This window comes from Pseudomonas sp. WS 5532 (assembly GCF_012985445.1).
In the GTDB taxonomy this organism is placed as follows: domain Bacteria; phylum Pseudomonadota; class Gammaproteobacteria; order Pseudomonadales; family Pseudomonadaceae; genus Aquipseudomonas; species Aquipseudomonas edaphica.
On the sequence record NZ_JAAQWK010000015.1, the window covers coordinates 113,621 to 129,249 of the forward strand.

Here is a 15,629-nt window from a genome sequence, read left to right on the forward strand (position 1 = left end):
TAGAACGTGGCGAAGACCCGAGGAACACCGTGACGGACCCGAATAAGCTGCGCCCCCATGAGCTGGCTCATGAGGTGCTGCAAGACACGGCCATGGACCAAGCCCTCGATTGGCTGATTGCCTTGCAATGCCCGCAACCCGGGCAGCAAGCCGAGTTTGATGGCTGGCTGGCCAGCGACCCGGCGCACCTGCTCGCCTTCAGCAAGGCCCAGGCCGCCTGGGGCGGCGCGCCGGTTCACAGCGCCGCCGTGGCCCTGGCAGTGCCGCGCAAACCCAGCGCGTGGCGGCGTATCAAGCCGCATTGGAAACCCCTGGCCACCGCCGCTGTGCTGCTGATCGGTCTGTTCAGCTTCAGCAACCTGCCCGTGCGCCTGCAGGCCGACCACCTCACCGTGGTCGGTGAACGCCAGCGCCTGCAATTGGATGACGGCTCCAAAGTGTTACTGAACACCAATTCGGCATTTTCCAGCAGCATCAAGGACCACCAGCGCGTCGCCCGACTGTTCCAGGGCGAAGCTTTCTTTGAGGTGGCGCCCAGCCGTGGCCTGCCGCTGGAGATTGACGCCGGCCCCGTGCGCGCCAGCGTGCGCGACACCGACTTCGCCGTGCGCTACCTCAATGGCGAAGCCCAGGTGCAGGTGCAGCGCGGCGATGTGGACTTGAGCAACACCTTTGACGATGCCCGCGTGCGCTTGAGCGCCGGAGAGAGTATCCGCATCGGCCCCAAAGGCTTCGGCCAACCGGCCAAACTGGATGCGAGTAAAGACTTGGCGTGGGTCCAGGGCCGCCTGGTATTCGAAAACTGCCCGATGAGCGAAGTGCTCGCCGAGTTGCGTCGCTATTACCCCGGCTGGATCGTCAACACCAACGACCAGCTCGCAAGCGTGGCCGTCACCGGCAATTACCGCCTCGACCAACCGCTGGATGTGGTGCGCTCTCTGGCGCACATCACCTCGGCCAAGCTCTCGGAGTACCCGGCGCTGGTCATCTTGAACTAAATGAGAATTATTTTTACTCGATAGTAACCGGCGGTTCGTCTCGTTATAGCCAATGCAACTGATTCCTATTTGATCAGCTCGCAACTATAAGATTCGTATCCCCGGAGCGCTCTCGATGTCCTCTCGTTTCAACCGCCGGTCCTCTTCGCCCGTCCTGTCCTTGCTCACCGCCGCCATCCTGCTGGCCAGCGCGCCGGTGATGGCCGCCACTGCCGCCGAACCGGCCGCGCGCAGCCACGGCAATTACAGTTTCAGTATTGAACAGCAGCCCTTGGTGTCGGCGTTGAATGCCTTTACCAGCGTTACCGGCTGGCAAGTCGGCCTGCCGGCAGAGCTTGGCCAGGGTGTGTCGTCCCCCGGCGTGCGCGGCGCACTCTCGCCGGAAAAAGCCCTGGACCGGTTGTTGCTGGGCACCAACTTGAGCTACCGCAAACTGGGCAATAACAACATCGTGCTGGAAAAGCGCCCGGCCGGCAGCACGCTCAATCTGCAGCAGGTGACCATCAGCGCCACCCGCAGTGAGCAGGACGTCAACAGCGTGCCAAGCACCGTTACTGTGCATGCGCGTGAGGAGCTGGACCGCCAGAACGTGAACACCATCCGTGAACTGGTGCGTTACGAGCCCAACGTGTCGGTCGGCGGCGCAGGCACCCGCGCCAGCAACGCTGGCTACAACATTCGCGGCATCGACGGCGACCGTATCCTCACTCAAGTGGACGGCGTGGAAGTGCCGGACAACTTCTTCAACGGCCCGTACGCCAAAACCCGCCGTAACTACGTCGACCCGGAAATCGTCAAGCGCGTCGAGATCCTGCGCGGCCCAGCCTCGGCACTGTACGGCAGCAGCGCCATCGGCGGCGCGGTGAGCTACTTCACCCTCGACCCGGACGACATCATCAAGCCCGGCCAGGACGTCGGCGCCCGCCTCAAAACCGGCTACAGCTCCGCCGACGACAGCTGGCTGACCTCCGGCACCGTCGCCGGCCGCGTGCAGGACTTCGACGGTTTGCTGCACCTGAGCCAGCGCAATGGCCATGAAATGGAGTCCTACGACGGCAACAACGCCACCGGCCTGGCCCGTACCGGCGCTAACCCGGAAGATGCGCGCACCACCAATATCCTGGCGAAAATGGGTTGGAATTATGGCGATGACAATCGGCTTGGATTGACCTACGAGAAGTTCAAGGATGATCGCGACGTCAATCTGAAGAACGCCGTGGGCGGCCCCTTCGTCGGCGGGCGTGGCTTTAATTTCTACCGTGGGCGTTCGGGTAACGACACCATCACCCGTGAACGCTTCGGCATCGAAAACCGCTTTGCCCTCGACTCGCCGATAGCCGATCAGATCAAGACCAGCCTCAACTACCAGATCGCCAAGACTGACCAGAGCACCGCTGAAATCTACCAGCCATCGCGCCGCGTCATGCGCACCCGCGACACCCTGTACGAAGAAAAACAGTGGGTGTTCGACGCACAGCTGGACAAGGCGTTCAGCCTCGGTGAAACCGATCACCAGGTCACCTATGGCACCACCCTCAAGCAGCAAAAAGTCAGCGGTTCGCGCGAAGGCTCGGCCTACTGCCTCGCCGTCGGCTCAGGTTGCACGGCGATCGGCGCGCCCAGCCCGTCTGCCGGCGACAGCGTGAAAAAGTCCAGCGACTTCCCGGACCCGACCATCAACACTTACTCGCTGTTCGCCCAGGACCAGATCAGCTGGGACAAATGGACCTTCCTGCCCGCCGTACGTTACGACTACACCCGGCTCAAGCCCAAGCTGACCCAGGAATTCCTCAACACCGTCAACCCCAACGGCGCCTACCCGGTCAGCGACAAAGAAAAAACCTGGCACCGCGTCACGCCAAAATTCGGCCTGACCTACGCGCTGACCGATCAATACACCTGGTTCGGCCAGTACGCCGAGGGCTTCCGCACCCCGTCGGCCAAAGCGCTGTATGGCCGTTTTGAAAACCTCAACCTGGGCTACACCGTCGAGCCAAACCCGAACCTCAAGCCGGAAACCAGCAAGGGCATCGAGACCGGGATTCGTGGCCAGTTCGATGAAGGCTCCTTCGACATCGCGGTGTTCTACAACAAGTACCGCGACTTTATCGACGAAGACGCCTCGGTCGCCGGCGGCGACATCCAAACCTTCGAAGCCAACAACATCAAGCACGCCACCATCAAGGGGATTGAGGCCAAAGGCCGCCTGAACCTCGACGCGTTCGGTGCGCCGCAAGGCCTCTACACCCAAGGTTCGGTGGGCTACACCTACGGCCGCAACGACGACAACGGCGAGCCGCTCAACAGCGTCAACCCGCTTAAAGGCGTATTCGGCCTGGGCTACGAGCAGGAGCAATACGGCGCGCTGGTCAGCTGGACGCTGGTGAAAAAACAGAACCGTGTCGACAGCACCACCTTCCACGCGCCGGATGGCAGCACCAGCGCTCCGTTCAAGACCCCAGGTTTTGGCATCGTCGACCTCACCGGTTTCTACAAAGTCACCAACGACGTGACCATCAACGGCGGCCTCTACAACCTCACCGACAAGAAGTACTGGAACTGGGATGACGTGCGCAGCTACGACGGCGTCGGCGAAGCCGGCGTGACCGCGCCGGCCAACCTCGACCGCCTGACCCAGCCGGGTCGCAACTTCGCGATCAACCTGATCTGGGACATCTGACAGCCGCCCTCACCTTGCCGCCCTTTATCAGCGGCGAGGTGAGGTTTTTTTACTGTGCCGCGTCTTCTTGTTCGTCTAGTTGATAACAGCTCTCTTTAGGGCACCCAGGCGCTCCCCTTCTCAAGGATTTTTTCGATGACCGCTTCTCCTACCGCAGAACGCCCAAGCCTGCGCTCCCAGCGCCTGAACCAGATCACCCACGCGCCACACACCAAGCTCGACGCGCTGGTCAAAGCCCACGCGCCGTTTGAAACCCCAGCCAACTTCGCCCGTTTTGTGGTGGCGCAGTACCTGTTCCAGTCGGAACTGGTGGCGCTGTACAACGACCCCGAGCTGATCAAGATCGTCCCGGACCTGGCTGAGCGCTGCCGCGCCGACGCCGCCAAACTAGACCTGGCCGACCTGGAAACCGACGTGCCAGCACCGGTTGCCGGCGCCGTGAAAAACCCGAGCAAAGCCGAAGCCCTGGGCTGGTTGTTCGTGTCCGAAGGCTCCAAGCTGGGCGCTGCATTCTTGATCAAGCGCGCCGTGGGCCTGGGCCTGAGCGAAACCTTCGGTGCCCGTCACTTGGGCGAGCCGGCCGGTGGCCGCGCTGAAGGCTGGAAGCGCTTCACCCGCACCCTCGACGGCCTGGCGTTCAGCGCCGAAGAAGAAGCGGCGGTGGAGAAAGGTGCAATCGATGCGTTTGTGCGCTTCACCGTGCTGCTGGAACAGGCGTACGCTAGCGCCCCTGAACTGGCGTAACAGGCCACGATGGGCGCTGGCTTGTGTGGGAGCTGGCTTGCCTGCGATGCGCTCACCTCGGTCTACCTGTCAGACCGAGTCGATGCTATCGCAGGCAAGCCAGCTCCCACACAAGCCAGCTCCCACATTTGAGCGGATTTCAGTTCGAATAATGTGTAACCCCTCAACAGATAAACTTCAGCATGACCGGCAAAACCCAATCCACCTCAAAAATCGCCCAGCTGCTCTTCGGCCTGCTGGCCTACGTCAGCCTGGGCATTGGGTTGGTGGCGATTGTCATACCGGGTTTGCCCACCACCGAATTCATCCTGCTGGCCGCCTGGGCGGCGACTAAAAGCTCGCCGCGCCTGAGCGCCTGGCTGGAAAACCACCGGCTGTTCGGACCGATTCTGTTCAACTGGCGCAATGGCAAGATCATCGCGCGCCGCGCCAAAGTCAGCGCCACCGTGAGCATGCTGCTGTGCGCCGTGTTGATGTTGGTGATGCTCGATCACGGCTGGCCGATCTACCTGGCGATTGCCGGCATGAGCCTGGGCAACCTGTGGATCTGGTCACGCCCGGAACGGCTTGCAGCCCCCGTATAACGCGGCGCGTAGTCCTTTTCCTACCGCTCATCGCCTTTCCCTCATGAAACATCCCGTTACGCCGATGTTCCGGACATAGCGCCGAATGGACTTGGCTCGCCCTGCTTGCCTTTCAACGAGTCCAATCGCGAGTGAACCTATGTTCGACACCCTCTCCATCCGCTTGAAAATCGTGCTGTTGTCCGGCCTTTGTCTGCTGGGGGTGATAGCGCTGATCATCAGTATCAACCTGTACGAGACCGGTCAGAATGACCATTTGATCAGCGATTCAAGCTCGCGAATGCTCACCCAAAGCGTTCAACACCTGCTGCAAGCCAAGGCCGCCGAACAAGCAGTGCAGTTACAGAAAACCTTTGGCGAAAACCTCGTGGTGGTCACCGCGCTGGCCGATCACGTCAAAGACCTGCGTGCCCTCGCCAACAAACGAGCGCTGGAGCCCGGCGCATTGCGAGAAGAGCTCAACCAGAGTGTCAAAACCGCCTTTGAGCGCAACAGCAAGGTACTGGGCATCTGGCTGTCATTCGAACCCAATGGCCTGGATGGCAAAGACAGCGACTTCGTCAACGACAAAACCCGCGTCTCCAATGAAAAAGGCCGTTTCTCCAGCTACTGGAGCCGCGCTGGCGGCGAAGGCCTGAACACCGTGATGGTCGAGGATGACCTGACCAAAACGACTCTCAACCTCAGCGGCACGCCCTACAACATCTGGTACACCTGCCCACGAGACACGCGCTCGGTGTGCCTGCTCGACCCGTATTCCGATGAAGTGGCCGGCAAGCAGGTGCTGATGACCACTATTTCGCTGCCGCTGATCGTAGACGGCAAAGTCATTGGTGTGGTCGGTATCGACCTGGCGCTCAATACGCTGCAGGCGATGACGGACGCGGCGCAAAAAGAACTGTTCGACGGCGCGGCGCACCTGGAGATTCTGTCCAGCACCGGTTTGATTGCGGCCTACAGCGGCCAGCCGGACAAAGTCGGCAAAAACCTGATCGACACCATCGGCGCGGAAGGCAAGGAAATCGTGCAACTGCTGGCCAACGATACACGCACGATCCGTGAGCAAGATGACACGATCCGCGCCGTGTACCCGGTCAAGCCGATTGCCGACGCCAAGGCCTGGGGCGTTGTGATCAAACTGCCCAAGAACGTGATGCTGGCCGACACCTTGAAACTGCAAGACGTGCTCGACAAAGCCCAAGCCTCGGGCACGCTCAAAGCCTTGCTGGTCGGCGCCGCCGCGGCCCTGCTCGGCCTGCTGCTGATCTGGTTGACCGCCACCGGCGTGACCCGCCCGATCAACACCGTTGCGGCCATGCTCAAGAACATCGCCAGCGGCGAAGGCGACCTCACGCAGCGCCTGACCTACGCCAAGAAGGACGAACTGGGCGAGTTGGCAAACTGGTTCAACCGCTTCCTCGACAAGCTGCAACCGACCATTGCGCAGATCAAGCAGAGCATCACTGAAGCGCGTGGCACGGCGGACCAGTCCTCAGCCATTGCCCGCCAGACCAGCGAAGGCATGCAGGTGCAGTTCCGCGAAATCGATCAGGTGGCCACTGCCTCCAATGAAATGAGCGCCACCGCCCATGATGTGGCCAACAGCGCCTCCAACGCTGCCAGCGCCGCCCGTGGCGCGGACCAATCGGCGCGCGACGGCATGTCGATCATCGAGCAGAGCACCCGCGACATCACTACCCTGGCCGAAGAAGTCAGCAAGGCCGTGACCGAAGTGGAAGCGTTGGCGGTCAACAGCGAGCAGATTGGTTCGGTGCTCGAAGTGATCCGCAGCATTGCCGAGCAAACCAACCTGCTGGCGCTGAACGCCGCCATCGAAGCCGCACGCGCAGGGGAAAGCGGGCGTGGGTTTGCGGTAGTGGCCGACGAGGTGCGCAACCTGGCCAAACGTACCCAGGACTCAGTAGAGGAAATTCGCCTGGTGATCGAGCGCATCCAGAGCGGCACCCGTGGCGTGGTGGCGACCATGCATTCCAGCCAGCACCAGGCCCAGAGCAATGCCGGGCAGATCCATCAAGCGGTGCAGGCGCTGGGCAAGATCAGTGACGCGGTAACAGTGATCAGCGACATGAACCTGCAGATCGCCAGCGCCGCCGAACAACAGAGCGCCGTGGCCGAAGAGGTCAACCGCAACGTTTCGGCGATCCGCACCGTGACCGAAACCCTCACCGGCCAGGCCACCGAGTCAGCGGCCATCAGCAGCCAACTGAATGCGCTGGCAACCCAGCAGATGAAGTTAATGGATCAGTTCAAGGTATAAACCCGATCTTCAAAACAATGAAGATCCCCTGTGGGAGCTGGCTTGCCTGCGATGGCGGTGGGTCAGTCAGTACATCCATGACTGACAGGCCGTTATCGCAGGCAAGCCAGCTCCCACAATTAGACGCCGGTCCAGGCCTGAACAAACGCCGCTAAATCTTCTTTAGCCGCTGTACGCGGCGGGTTCTGCGGCGTGCCCAAATAGAGGAAGCCAATCACTTCCTCATCCGCCGTCAGCCCCAAGCCTTTAGCCACATGGGCCGAGTACGACAACTCACCGGTGCGCCACACCGCCCCGATCCCCTGCGCATAAGCCGCCAGCAAAATACCGTGTGCCGCACACGCAGCCGCCAGCAGTTGCTCGGATTTAGGCACTTTAAAGTGCTCTTGCAGACGCGCAATCACCACCACCACCAACGGCGCACGCAGCGGGCCGTTCTGGGCCTTGTCGATAGCGGCTTGCGGCGCGTCGGCGTCCTGCAGGCGTGCGGCTTCGGCCAGCAGCGTGCCCATCTGCTCACGGGCGGCGCCTTCTACGGTGAGAAAGCGCCATGGGCGCAGTTGACCATGGTCGGGCGCGCGCATGGCGGCGGCGAACAGCACATCGCGCTGCTCCTGGGTCGGCGCCGGCTCCAGCAAACGCGGCACGGAAACACGGTTGAGCAAAGCGTCGAGAGCCTGCATTGGCCACCTCCAGAAAAAATGTGCGGTCATTCTAGCGGGAATGAATCAAATACCACCAAACGATAATTGCTCTTATTCAATCCGCCCTGCCCTGTTAGACTTTGCGACCCTCTTTTTCGCCTTAGTCGCAGGAAACCCGATGGTCCGTTCGCCTCTTCGTCTGTGCGCAGCATTGATGGCCTTGAGCCTGACCGCCTGCGACGACGCCCCCAGGTTTACCAAGGCAGAGCCGGGTGAATCACGAGCGGGCGGCGCGACGACGGTGAACAAGCGCGACCAGAACGCGTTTTCCCTGCCTTCGGCCAACCTGGCGCCCACCCGTCGCCTGGATTTCAGCGTCGGCAACAGCTTCTTTCGCAGCCCCTGGGTGATTGCGCCGTCCACCACCACCGCGCGTGACGGTCTGGGCCCGTTGTTCAACACCAATGCTTGCCAGAACTGCCATATCAAGGACGGCCGTGGCCATCCGCCGCTGCCCGACGCACCGAATGCGGTGTCGATGCTGGTGCGCCTGTCGATCCCGCCTGCGCCCGCCGATGCCCGGCTCATCGAGCAGATCGGCGTGGTGCCCGAGCCGGTCTACGGTGGGCAACTGCAGGACATGGCCGTGCCAGGCGTGGCGCCTGAAGGCAAAGTGCGGGTCGACTACACGCCCGTCAACGTGACCTTCAAGGACGGCAGCGTGGTCGAGTTGCGCAAGCCAAATCTGCAAATCACCCAGCTGGGCTACGGCCCGATGCACGCCGAAACACTTTTCTCGGCGCGGATTGCGCCACCGATGATCGGCCTGGGCCTGCTCGAAGCCATCAGCGATGCCGACATCTTGCGCAACACCGACGCGAAAACCGCCGACAAGGAAGCCCTCGTCGGTCGCGCCAATTGGGTCTGGGATGACGCGCAGCACCAAACCGTACTCGGGCGTTTTGGCTGGAAAGCCGGGCAACCCAACCTCAATCAACAAAATGTTCACGCGTTTTCTGGTGATATGGGCCTCACCACGTCCCTGAGACCCTTTGATGACTGCACCGACGCCCAAGTCGCCTGCAAACAGGCGCCCAATGGCAATGGCCCCGAGGGCGAGCCGGAAGTCAGCGATAACATCCTGCGCCTGGTGCTGTTCTACACCCGCAACCTCGCCGTGCCGGCACGCCGCGGCGTCAACACGCCGCAGGTGCTCGCCGGCAAAAACCTGTTCTACCAGGCCGGTTGCCAGGGTTGCCATAAGCCGACGTTCACCACGGCGGCCACAGCCGCCGAACCTGAATTGGCCAACCAGGTGATTCGCCCTTACAGCGACCTGCTGTTGCACGACATGGGCGAAGGCCTGGCCGACCACCGCAGCGAGTTCAAGGCCGGCGGCCGCGACTGGCGTACGCCGCCGTTGTGGGGCATTGGCCTGACGCAGGCCGTAAGTGGTCACACCCAGTTTTTGCATGATGGCCGCGCCCGTAACCTGCTCGAAGCCGTGCTCTGGCATGGCGGTGAAGCACAAGCGGCGCAGCAGCATGTGTTGTCCTTTAATGCCGAGCAGCGTGCTGCGTTGATGGCGTTCCTGAACTCTTTATAAGCATTGCCACAATTACAGTAGGGAGCTCGACATGTTCCGTCCCAAGTTGCTATTCACCAGCCTTGCCGCCCTCGCCCTCGGCGCCTGCTCGCCCCAGGACCCGCAAGCGGTGACCTCGGCGGCCATCGCCAAGCAAGTGATCCTGCCCACCTACAGCCGCTGGGTTGAAGCCGACCGCCAACTGGCCGTCAGCGCCCTCGCCTACTGCCAGGGCAAGGAAAGCCTGGAGACCGCCCGCGCCGACTTCCTGCATGCGCAAAAAGCCTGGGCTGAGCTGCAGCCGCTGCTGATCGGCCCGCTGGCCGAGGGCAACCGTTCGTGGCAAGTGCAGTTCTGGCCGGACAAGAAAAACCTTGTGGGCCGACAAGTCGAACAACTGGTCAGCGCCCAGCCGCAGATCGACGGCGCGGCCCTGGCCAAGTCCAGCGTGGTGGTGCAAGGCCTGTCGGCCTACGAATACATCCTCTACGACGCCAAGACCGACGTCGCCGACGAAGCCCAGAAAGCCCGTTACTGCCCACTGCTGGTGGCCATTGGTGAGCGTCAGAAAACCCTGGCCGAAGAGATCCTGGCAAGCTGGAACAGCACCGATGGCATGCTCGCGCAGATGACCAAGTTCCCGAACCAGCGCTACGCCGATTCCCACGAAGCCATCGCTGACCTGCTGCGCGTGCAAGTCACCGCACTGGATACCTTGAAGAAAAAACTCGGCACGCCGATGGGCCGCCAGACCAAGGGCATCCCGCAACCCTTCCAGGCCGATGCCTGGCGCAGCCAGTCGTCCCTGCAAAGCCTGCAAGCCAGCCTGGCGGCGGCGCAGACCGTGTGGGTCGGCGTCGACAACAAGGGCCTGCGCGGCCTGCTGCCGTCCGAGCAGAAGCCATTGGCCGACAAGATCGACGCCGCTTATGCAGCCTCGCTCAAGCTGTTCGCCAGCAACCAGCGCACGCTCAACGAATTGCTGGCCGACGATGCCGGGCGCCAACAGCTCAATGACATCTATGACAGCCTCAACGTGGTCCACCGCCTGCACGAAGGTGATTTGGCCAAGGCGCTGGGCATTCAACTGGGCTTTAACGCCAACGACGGTGACTGATGATGCTCAGGCGACAGGCTTTGGCGGTTGGCAGTGTGCTGCTCAGTGCACTCACTTTGGGTGGCTGGACGCTGTTCAAACAAAAGAAGCAGGCACCGCTGCTGCTGTCGGCACGCGATGATGCGGACGGCAAGCACTATGCCGTGGGTTTTCGCCTGGACGGCACGCAAGTGTTTGCCACCCAGGTCGGCCAGCGCTGCCATGACATCATCAACCACCCGATACTGCCGATTGCGCTGTTCGTCGCCCGTCGCCCGGGCACCGAGAGTTACCTGATCGACCTGCGTACTGGCACGCTGCTGCAAACCATCACCTCCAATGCCAATCGCCATTTCTATGGCCACGCGGTGATCCACAACAGCGGCGACTGGCTGTACGCCACCGAGAACGACACCTCCGACCCCGGCCGTGGCCTGCTCGGTGTGTACAGGTTCGAGGGCGAGCGGCTGGTGCACAGTGGCGAAATCTCCACCCATGGCATCGGCCCGCATCAAGTGTCATGGATGCCCGACGGCGAAACCCTGGTGGTGGCCAACGGCGGCATTCGCACCGAAGCCGAAAGTCGTGTGGAGATGAACCTCAACGCCATGGAACCGAGCCTGGTGCTGATGCACCGCGACGGCAGCCTGATCAGCAAGGAAACCCTGGACCAACAGATGAACAGCGTGCGGCATATGGGGATTGCCAGCGATGGCACAATCCTCACCGGGCAGCAGTTCATGGGGCCGTCCCAGGAGCGCTCCGAGTTGCTCGCGATCAAGCGCCCAGGGCAGCCGTTCGTGGCGTTCCCGGTGGCCGATGAGCAACTGCAAGCCATGGGGCATTACACCGCCAGCGTCGCCGTGCACAGCGAACTGCGTCTGGTCGCACTCACAGCGCCGCGGGGTAACAGGTTTTTTATCTGGGACATGGACAGCGGTGCGCTGCGCCTGGACGGGCCGTTGCCCGACTGCGCCGGTGTAGGCGCTGTGGCGGATGGCTTTGTCGTCACCTCAGGCCAGGGCCGTTGTCGCTTCTACGATTGCCGCCAGCCGCAGTTGGTGGCCAAGCCGCTGGAGCTGCCCTCGGGGCTTTGGGACAACCACTTGCACCTGATAATTTGAGACAAAAAAAGGGCCTCGCATCGCAAGGCCCTTTTGTCGGGGGGGGGTGGAATCTTTCAACTCTGCGGCCTCATCCCTTGGGACATCCCGAACATGAACAACAGCAAGTCATGATCCGGCTTGGCCGCCACACTCGTCTTGGCAACACGTGGCAGCAGGCATTGCCCGCTACCCTGCGCCGCACTGAGCACCTGTGTGCGAGGTTGTTCCCACACAGCCAGCGCCAGGGCTGCAATGCCCAACGCGCCGACCAGGAACACACCTCGTGCTATTTCTAGCTTCATCTAGTTAAGCCCTTGATAGCGCTGCCAAACGCCGTCTCGTAAAAGTAGCTGAGTTTTTCCCAGTCGGTACTGTTCCACGACGAATGGCGACGCAGTTGCAGCATGTCATGGGAAGCGGCCCGATAAGCGGTCAAACGCTGGCGGCACTTTTCAAAATCCAGCAGCGCCACTTCCACGTTGGCCGAGTCGCCTTCGCCGGTCACTCGTACAAAAATGTGCTTGATGTACAGGCAACCATGTTGCCAGCGGCCCTTGTGCATGCGCGCCAGGGTGCCCGCCAATTCCTTGAGCATGCGCTCATGGAGCAACTCGCCGTACTGCTCACGGCCGCCGGCGGCGTACCAGTTTTCGATCTCGTCGAAACCGTCCAAGGACGCCGTGACCAACAAGGCTTTCCATTGGTGCTCGGGGTCACGGCGTGCGCCGCAGAACACCAGTTCCGGTACGCGTACATCCAGCGAACGCAGGCCTTTGAGGGCGTCACGTTCGCGCAACACGGTCGGGCGTCCGAACGGGTGAAGCCAACTGCGGTAGATATGACCGGTCTGACGCTTGCTGTAGAGCAAGCGGCCATTTGGGCTGACCACCCGCTGCACACCGCTTTCACCACCGCGTCGGCGGTTGGGTTCCTCGACCCACTCGCCCTGCTGACGCCAGAAAAAATCAAATCGTTCTTCGGGAGCTACGTGACTGCCTGATACGCACTCAACTGCCATCCTGTTACCTCTTACGCAATACATAGACTCGCCACATGGCGTAGAGCGGCATGAAGTCCAGGGATTCCTGGACCCGGAAACCGGCCTGCTCAAATTCTGCCTCGACAGTAGCAGCCGGTAACACAAACCGGTTTTGGTAACCTTCCTGCTCACCTTTCTTGCGACGCTTGGCTTCGGCGCGCTTGCGTTTCCACGCCTTGAAATTGCCATCCACCCACAACGAAATAATCACGCTGTCGCGGGTAACCCGCTGAAATTCTTTCAGTATTGCCAGCCTGTGCGCCGGATCACCAATGTGGTGCATCAAGCGCATGCAAAAAATACTGTCGACCGAGTTATCGGGCAAATCGATATCAAAGGCAGACGTTTGCAAAGGCCGTACCCGCTTCACCACCTCCGCCGGCTGGGCGACGGTGGCAACTTTCAACATCGACTCCGAATTGTCAGCGCCGATAATCACACGGTTGGGCTTCTCCGCCAACAATGGCCAGAACCGCCCGGCACCGCAAGGCAGGTCCAGCACCAGGCCCGGCTCACCCGCCAGGGCCAACGCACCGCGCGCCAATTGCTCGTCGCGTTTGTGGGACAGCCGGCGAGCCAGATTGTCCTGATGCTTGAGCAAATAATTCTGCGCGTGCTGATCGTCGTACTTTTCGGAAAAATCGAGCTTGATTGGGGTAGACATCAACGGATCTCCAGTAGCTGATGCTTACAACCTTAAGCAGCAAACTGTGATCAACAGGTCAACCCGTTGTGAAAAACTTGTCCTGTCCAACCCCATACATTTCAAGACTTTACAGATACAAGCAGTGGCATGGGGCCATCTTCGCCGAAAAGCGGGGTATCTGCCGCAGGATAGCGGCAGGGAAAGTACTCAGGGTTTGACCTGGCTCAACTCGACATGGAAACGGCAGCCATTGGGCTCCATAGTACTCAGGCTGACGCTCCAGCCCTGGCTCTCGCAGATGCGTTGCACCAGCGACAAGCCCAGGCCGAGGCCTTCTCCGCGCTTCTCGCTGCCGCGCACAAAGGGCTCGAACATCGCTTCACGCTTGTCCTCGGGAATGCCCACCCCAGAGTCTTCGACGATAAAGCCGCTCGGTTCCAGCGTGAGGCGGATAAAGCCCTGCTCGGTGTAGTGCAACGCGTTGCGCAGCAAGTTGCCCATCACCGCGTGCAAGAAGGTGGTGTTGTAGCGGGTATCCAGGGGATTGCCCGGGTTATAGATCAACTCAAGGCCCTTTTGCTCGATAGGCCCTCGCCAGATGCCGAGTAAGTCCTCCGCCACCTGCGTGACGTTGACCTGCGGCGACATGGCGGCATCATCGTGTTTGGCACGCGCCAGCATGAGGAAGGTTTGCACCAGCTCGCGCATTTCTTCGCACGCACGGGCGATTCGCAGCACTTGGTTGCGGCCACGCGGGTCAATAGCCGGGTTTTCCAACAGCAACTCGCAGGAACTGGCCAGTACCATCAACGGCGTGCGCAGTTCGTGGCTGACATCGCTGGTGAACAGCTGCTCACGGGACAAGGCCGCGCGCAGGCGGCCCAGGGTGGCGTCGAAAGCCACGGCCAACTCGCCGACTTCATCGGCGGCGTAGTCCGGAGCCAGCGGCGGCGCCAAGCCAAGCAATTGGTCACGATGGCGCACCTGGCGGGCCAGACGCACCACCGGCGCCATCACCTTGCGGGCCAGCACCCAACCAAGGAAAACCGCCAGTGCGAGGCTGAGCACAAAGCCCACCAGCACCACGGCAAACAGCACGCGCTCGCGCTCTTCGAAATCGCTTTGGTCTTGCAGCAACACATACCGTCGGCCATCCACCACTTCAACCATGGCGTGGTACGACAGCGATTCGCGGAATACTTCGTGAAAGCCCGGCTCCAGGTGCCGAAGGTCTTTGGGCAGCTCGAAATCCCCAGGGCCGCCGCTGAAGTAAAACAGCTGGTCGGGCTCGGGCCGGTGGCTCCAGTCCTCGACACTGTCCATCAGCAACAGGCGCTGCAGGTCGCCGCCCAGGCCGGCCGAAATCAGTTTTTCTTCCACCAGGTGCACGGTCGCAATGATGCCCATGGCGAAGGCCCCCGCCACCAACGCACTCATCAAGGCAAAGGCGATGATGATCCGCTGGGCAAGGCTTTGCTTAAACTCCATCACGGCCCTCGGCCAGGCGATAACCCACACCGTGTACCGTTTGCAGCAACGGCTTGGCGAACGGCTTATCGATCACCTGACGCAATTGGTGAACGTGGCTGCGCAGGCTGTCGCTGTCCGGGCAATCATCGCCCCACAGGGCTTCTTCGAGGATTTCGCGGCGCAGTACGTGCGGGCTTTTTTGCATCAACACGGCGAGCAGTTTCAGGCCCACCGGGTTGAGCTTGAGCAGGCGCCCTTCGCGGGTGACTTCCAGGGTATCAAGGTCGTAGCTCAAGTCACCGACTTGCAGGGCACGGCGCCCGCCGCCCTGGGCACGGCGCAAAACGGCTTCGATGCGCGCGGCCAGCTCGGACAAGGCAAAGGGTTTGAGCAGGTAGTCATCGGCGCCGGACTTGAAGCCCTGCAGCCGGTCATCCAATTGGTCGCGGGCGGTGAGCATGATCACCGGCGTATCGCGGCGGGCGTCTTCACGCAGACGTTTGCACAGCGTGTAGCCATCGATACCGGGCAGCATGATGTCGAGCACGATCAGGTCGTAATGCTCGGTGGCGGCCAGGTGCAGGCCCGACAAACCGTCCTGCGCGCAGTCCACGGTGTAGCCTTTTAGCCCCAGGTAATCGGCCAGGTTGGCCAGAATATCGCGGTTGTCTTCAACCAATAGAATTCGCATGGGCAGTGTCTCCGTACGCGGTAACGGCCTTGTTGGCTCGCGCAGCTTAAGGCCAAGTGTGGCTCAGG

At 61.4% G+C, this 15,629-nt stretch carries 14 protein-coding genes; 8 read left to right on the plus strand and 6 right to left on the minus strand.

Annotation, left to right across the window (positions count from 1 at the left end; genetic code table 11):
• The first annotated feature begins 29 nt into the window (after window positions 1–29).
• The 5 genes from HBO23_RS23405 (at window position 30) to HBO23_RS23425 (ending at window position 7,284) form a co-directional block, all read left to right on the plus strand.
• Window positions 30–998, plus strand: a complete 969-nt coding sequence (locus HBO23_RS23405; protein ID WP_170039917.1) for a FecR domain-containing protein — start codon at window positions 30–32, stop codon at window positions 996–998.
• A gap of 115 nt (window positions 999–1,113) precedes the next feature.
• Entirely contained in the window at window positions 1,114–3,678 is a 2,565-nt protein-coding gene (locus HBO23_RS23410; protein ID WP_170039919.1) for a TonB-dependent receptor, read from the plus strand.
• A gap of 135 nt (window positions 3,679–3,813) precedes the next feature.
• The gene (locus tag HBO23_RS23415; protein WP_017139763.1) at window positions 3,814–4,422 is read left to right on the plus strand and encodes a biliverdin-producing heme oxygenase; all 609 of its coding nucleotides are present in this window, start codon (window positions 3,814–3,816) and stop codon (window positions 4,420–4,422) included.
• Window positions 4,423–4,604: 182 nt separating this feature from the next.
• Entirely contained in the window at window positions 4,605–5,006 is a 402-nt protein-coding gene (locus HBO23_RS23420; RefSeq protein WP_017139762.1) for a YbaN family protein, read from the plus strand.
• A gap of 139 nt (window positions 5,007–5,145) precedes the next feature.
• Window positions 5,146–7,284: a methyl-accepting chemotaxis protein gene (locus HBO23_RS23425; RefSeq protein ID WP_169985179.1), complete on the plus strand. Its 2,139-nt coding sequence runs from the start codon at window positions 5,146–5,148 to the stop codon at window positions 7,282–7,284.
• Between the two features lie 119 nt (window positions 7,285–7,403).
• Here HBO23_RS23425 and HBO23_RS23430 read toward each other — a convergent pair whose 3' ends face one another.
• Complete coding sequence (locus tag HBO23_RS23430) at window positions 7,404–7,967, minus strand: NAD(P)H nitroreductase (protein WP_017139760.1); 564 nt, start codon at window positions 7,965–7,967, stop codon at window positions 7,404–7,406.
• A 139-nt stretch (window positions 7,968–8,106) separates the two neighbouring features.
• On the opposite strand from HBO23_RS23430, the gene HBO23_RS23435 reads away from it, so the two are divergent.
• Genes HBO23_RS23435 through HBO23_RS23445 form a run of 3 tightly spaced genes read left to right on the plus strand, consistent with a single transcriptional unit; the run spans window position 8,107 to window position 11,733 of the window.
• A complete protein-coding gene (locus tag HBO23_RS23435; protein WP_170039921.1) occupies window positions 8,107–9,534 on the plus strand; it encodes a di-heme oxidoredictase family protein in 1,428 nt (475 codons plus the stop codon).
• Window positions 9,535–9,565: 31 nt separating this feature from the next.
• Window positions 9,566–10,630: an imelysin family protein gene (locus HBO23_RS23440; RefSeq protein ID WP_017139758.1), complete on the plus strand. Its 1,065-nt coding sequence runs from the start codon at window positions 9,566–9,568 to the stop codon at window positions 10,628–10,630.
• Between the two features lie 2 nt (window positions 10,631–10,632).
• The gene (locus HBO23_RS23445) at window positions 10,633–11,733 is read left to right on the plus strand and encodes a DUF1513 domain-containing protein (protein ID WP_026013899.1); all 1,101 of its coding nucleotides are present in this window, start codon (window positions 10,633–10,635) and stop codon (window positions 11,731–11,733) included.
• A 56-nt stretch (window positions 11,734–11,789) separates the two neighbouring features.
• Here HBO23_RS23445 and HBO23_RS23450 read toward each other — a convergent pair whose 3' ends face one another.
• The 5 genes from HBO23_RS23450 to colR all read right to left on the minus strand — a co-directional run bounded on the left by HBO23_RS23450 (window position 11,790) and on the right by colR (window position 15,561).
• On the minus strand, window positions 11,790–12,017 hold the full coding sequence (locus HBO23_RS23450) for a hypothetical protein (RefSeq protein ID WP_017139756.1): 228 nt from the start codon (window positions 12,015–12,017) through the stop codon (window positions 11,790–11,792).
• Window positions 12,014–12,733 (minus strand): lipopolysaccharide kinase InaA family protein, encoded by a 720-nt coding sequence (locus HBO23_RS23455; RefSeq protein WP_017139755.1) that lies wholly within the window; start codon window positions 12,731–12,733, stop codon window positions 12,014–12,016. Before HBO23_RS23455 ends, HBO23_RS23450 begins: the two co-directional genes overlap by 4 nt.
• Window positions 12,734–12,737: 4 nt before the next feature.
• Window positions 12,738–13,418, minus strand: a complete 681-nt coding sequence (locus HBO23_RS23460; RefSeq protein ID WP_017139754.1) for a class I SAM-dependent methyltransferase — start codon at window positions 13,416–13,418, stop codon at window positions 12,738–12,740.
• Between the two features lie 189 nt (window positions 13,419–13,607).
• A complete protein-coding gene (locus tag HBO23_RS23465; RefSeq protein WP_017139753.1) occupies window positions 13,608–14,888 on the minus strand; it encodes a HAMP domain-containing sensor histidine kinase in 1,281 nt (426 codons plus the stop codon).
• Entirely contained in the window at window positions 14,878–15,561 is a 684-nt protein-coding gene (gene colR, locus HBO23_RS23470) for a two-component system response regulator ColR (protein WP_003175870.1), read from the minus strand. Before colR ends, HBO23_RS23465 begins: the two co-directional genes overlap by 11 nt.
• Window positions 15,562–15,629 lie beyond the last annotated feature (68 nt).

Coding starts and splice junctions, on each gene's coding strand:
- HBO23_RS23430 (WP_017139760.1), bottom strand. CDS start 7,967: ATGCAGGCTCTCGACGCTTTGCTCAACCGTGTTTCCGTGCCGCGTTTG.
- HBO23_RS23425 (WP_169985179.1), top strand. CDS start 5,146: ATGTTCGACACCCTCTCCATCCGCTTGAAAATCGTGCTGTTGTCCGGC.
- HBO23_RS23465 (WP_017139753.1), bottom strand. CDS start 14,888: ATGGAGTTTAAGCAAAGCCTTGCCCAGCGGATCATCATCGCCTTTGCC.
- HBO23_RS23455 (WP_017139755.1), bottom strand. CDS start 12,733: ATGGCAGTTGAGTGCGTATCAGGCAGTCACGTAGCTCCCGAAGAACGA.
- HBO23_RS23410 (WP_170039919.1), top strand. CDS start 1,114: ATGTCCTCTCGTTTCAACCGCCGGTCCTCTTCGCCCGTCCTGTCCTTG.
- HBO23_RS23445 (WP_026013899.1), top strand. CDS start 10,633: ATGCTCAGGCGACAGGCTTTGGCGGTTGGCAGTGTGCTGCTCAGTGCA.
- colR (WP_003175870.1), bottom strand. CDS start 15,561: ATGCGAATTCTATTGGTTGAAGACAACCGCGATATTCTGGCCAACCTG.
- HBO23_RS23420 (WP_017139762.1), top strand. CDS start 4,605: ATGACCGGCAAAACCCAATCCACCTCAAAAATCGCCCAGCTGCTCTTC.
- HBO23_RS23440 (WP_017139758.1), top strand. CDS start 9,566: ATGTTCCGTCCCAAGTTGCTATTCACCAGCCTTGCCGCCCTCGCCCTC.
- HBO23_RS23415 (WP_017139763.1), top strand. CDS start 3,814: ATGACCGCTTCTCCTACCGCAGAACGCCCAAGCCTGCGCTCCCAGCGC.
- HBO23_RS23460 (WP_017139754.1), bottom strand. CDS start 13,418: ATGTCTACCCCAATCAAGCTCGATTTTTCCGAAAAGTACGACGATCAG.
- HBO23_RS23450 (WP_017139756.1), bottom strand. CDS start 12,017: ATGAAGCTAGAAATAGCACGAGGTGTGTTCCTGGTCGGCGCGTTGGGC.
- HBO23_RS23435 (WP_170039921.1), top strand. CDS start 8,107: ATGGTCCGTTCGCCTCTTCGTCTGTGCGCAGCATTGATGGCCTTGAGC.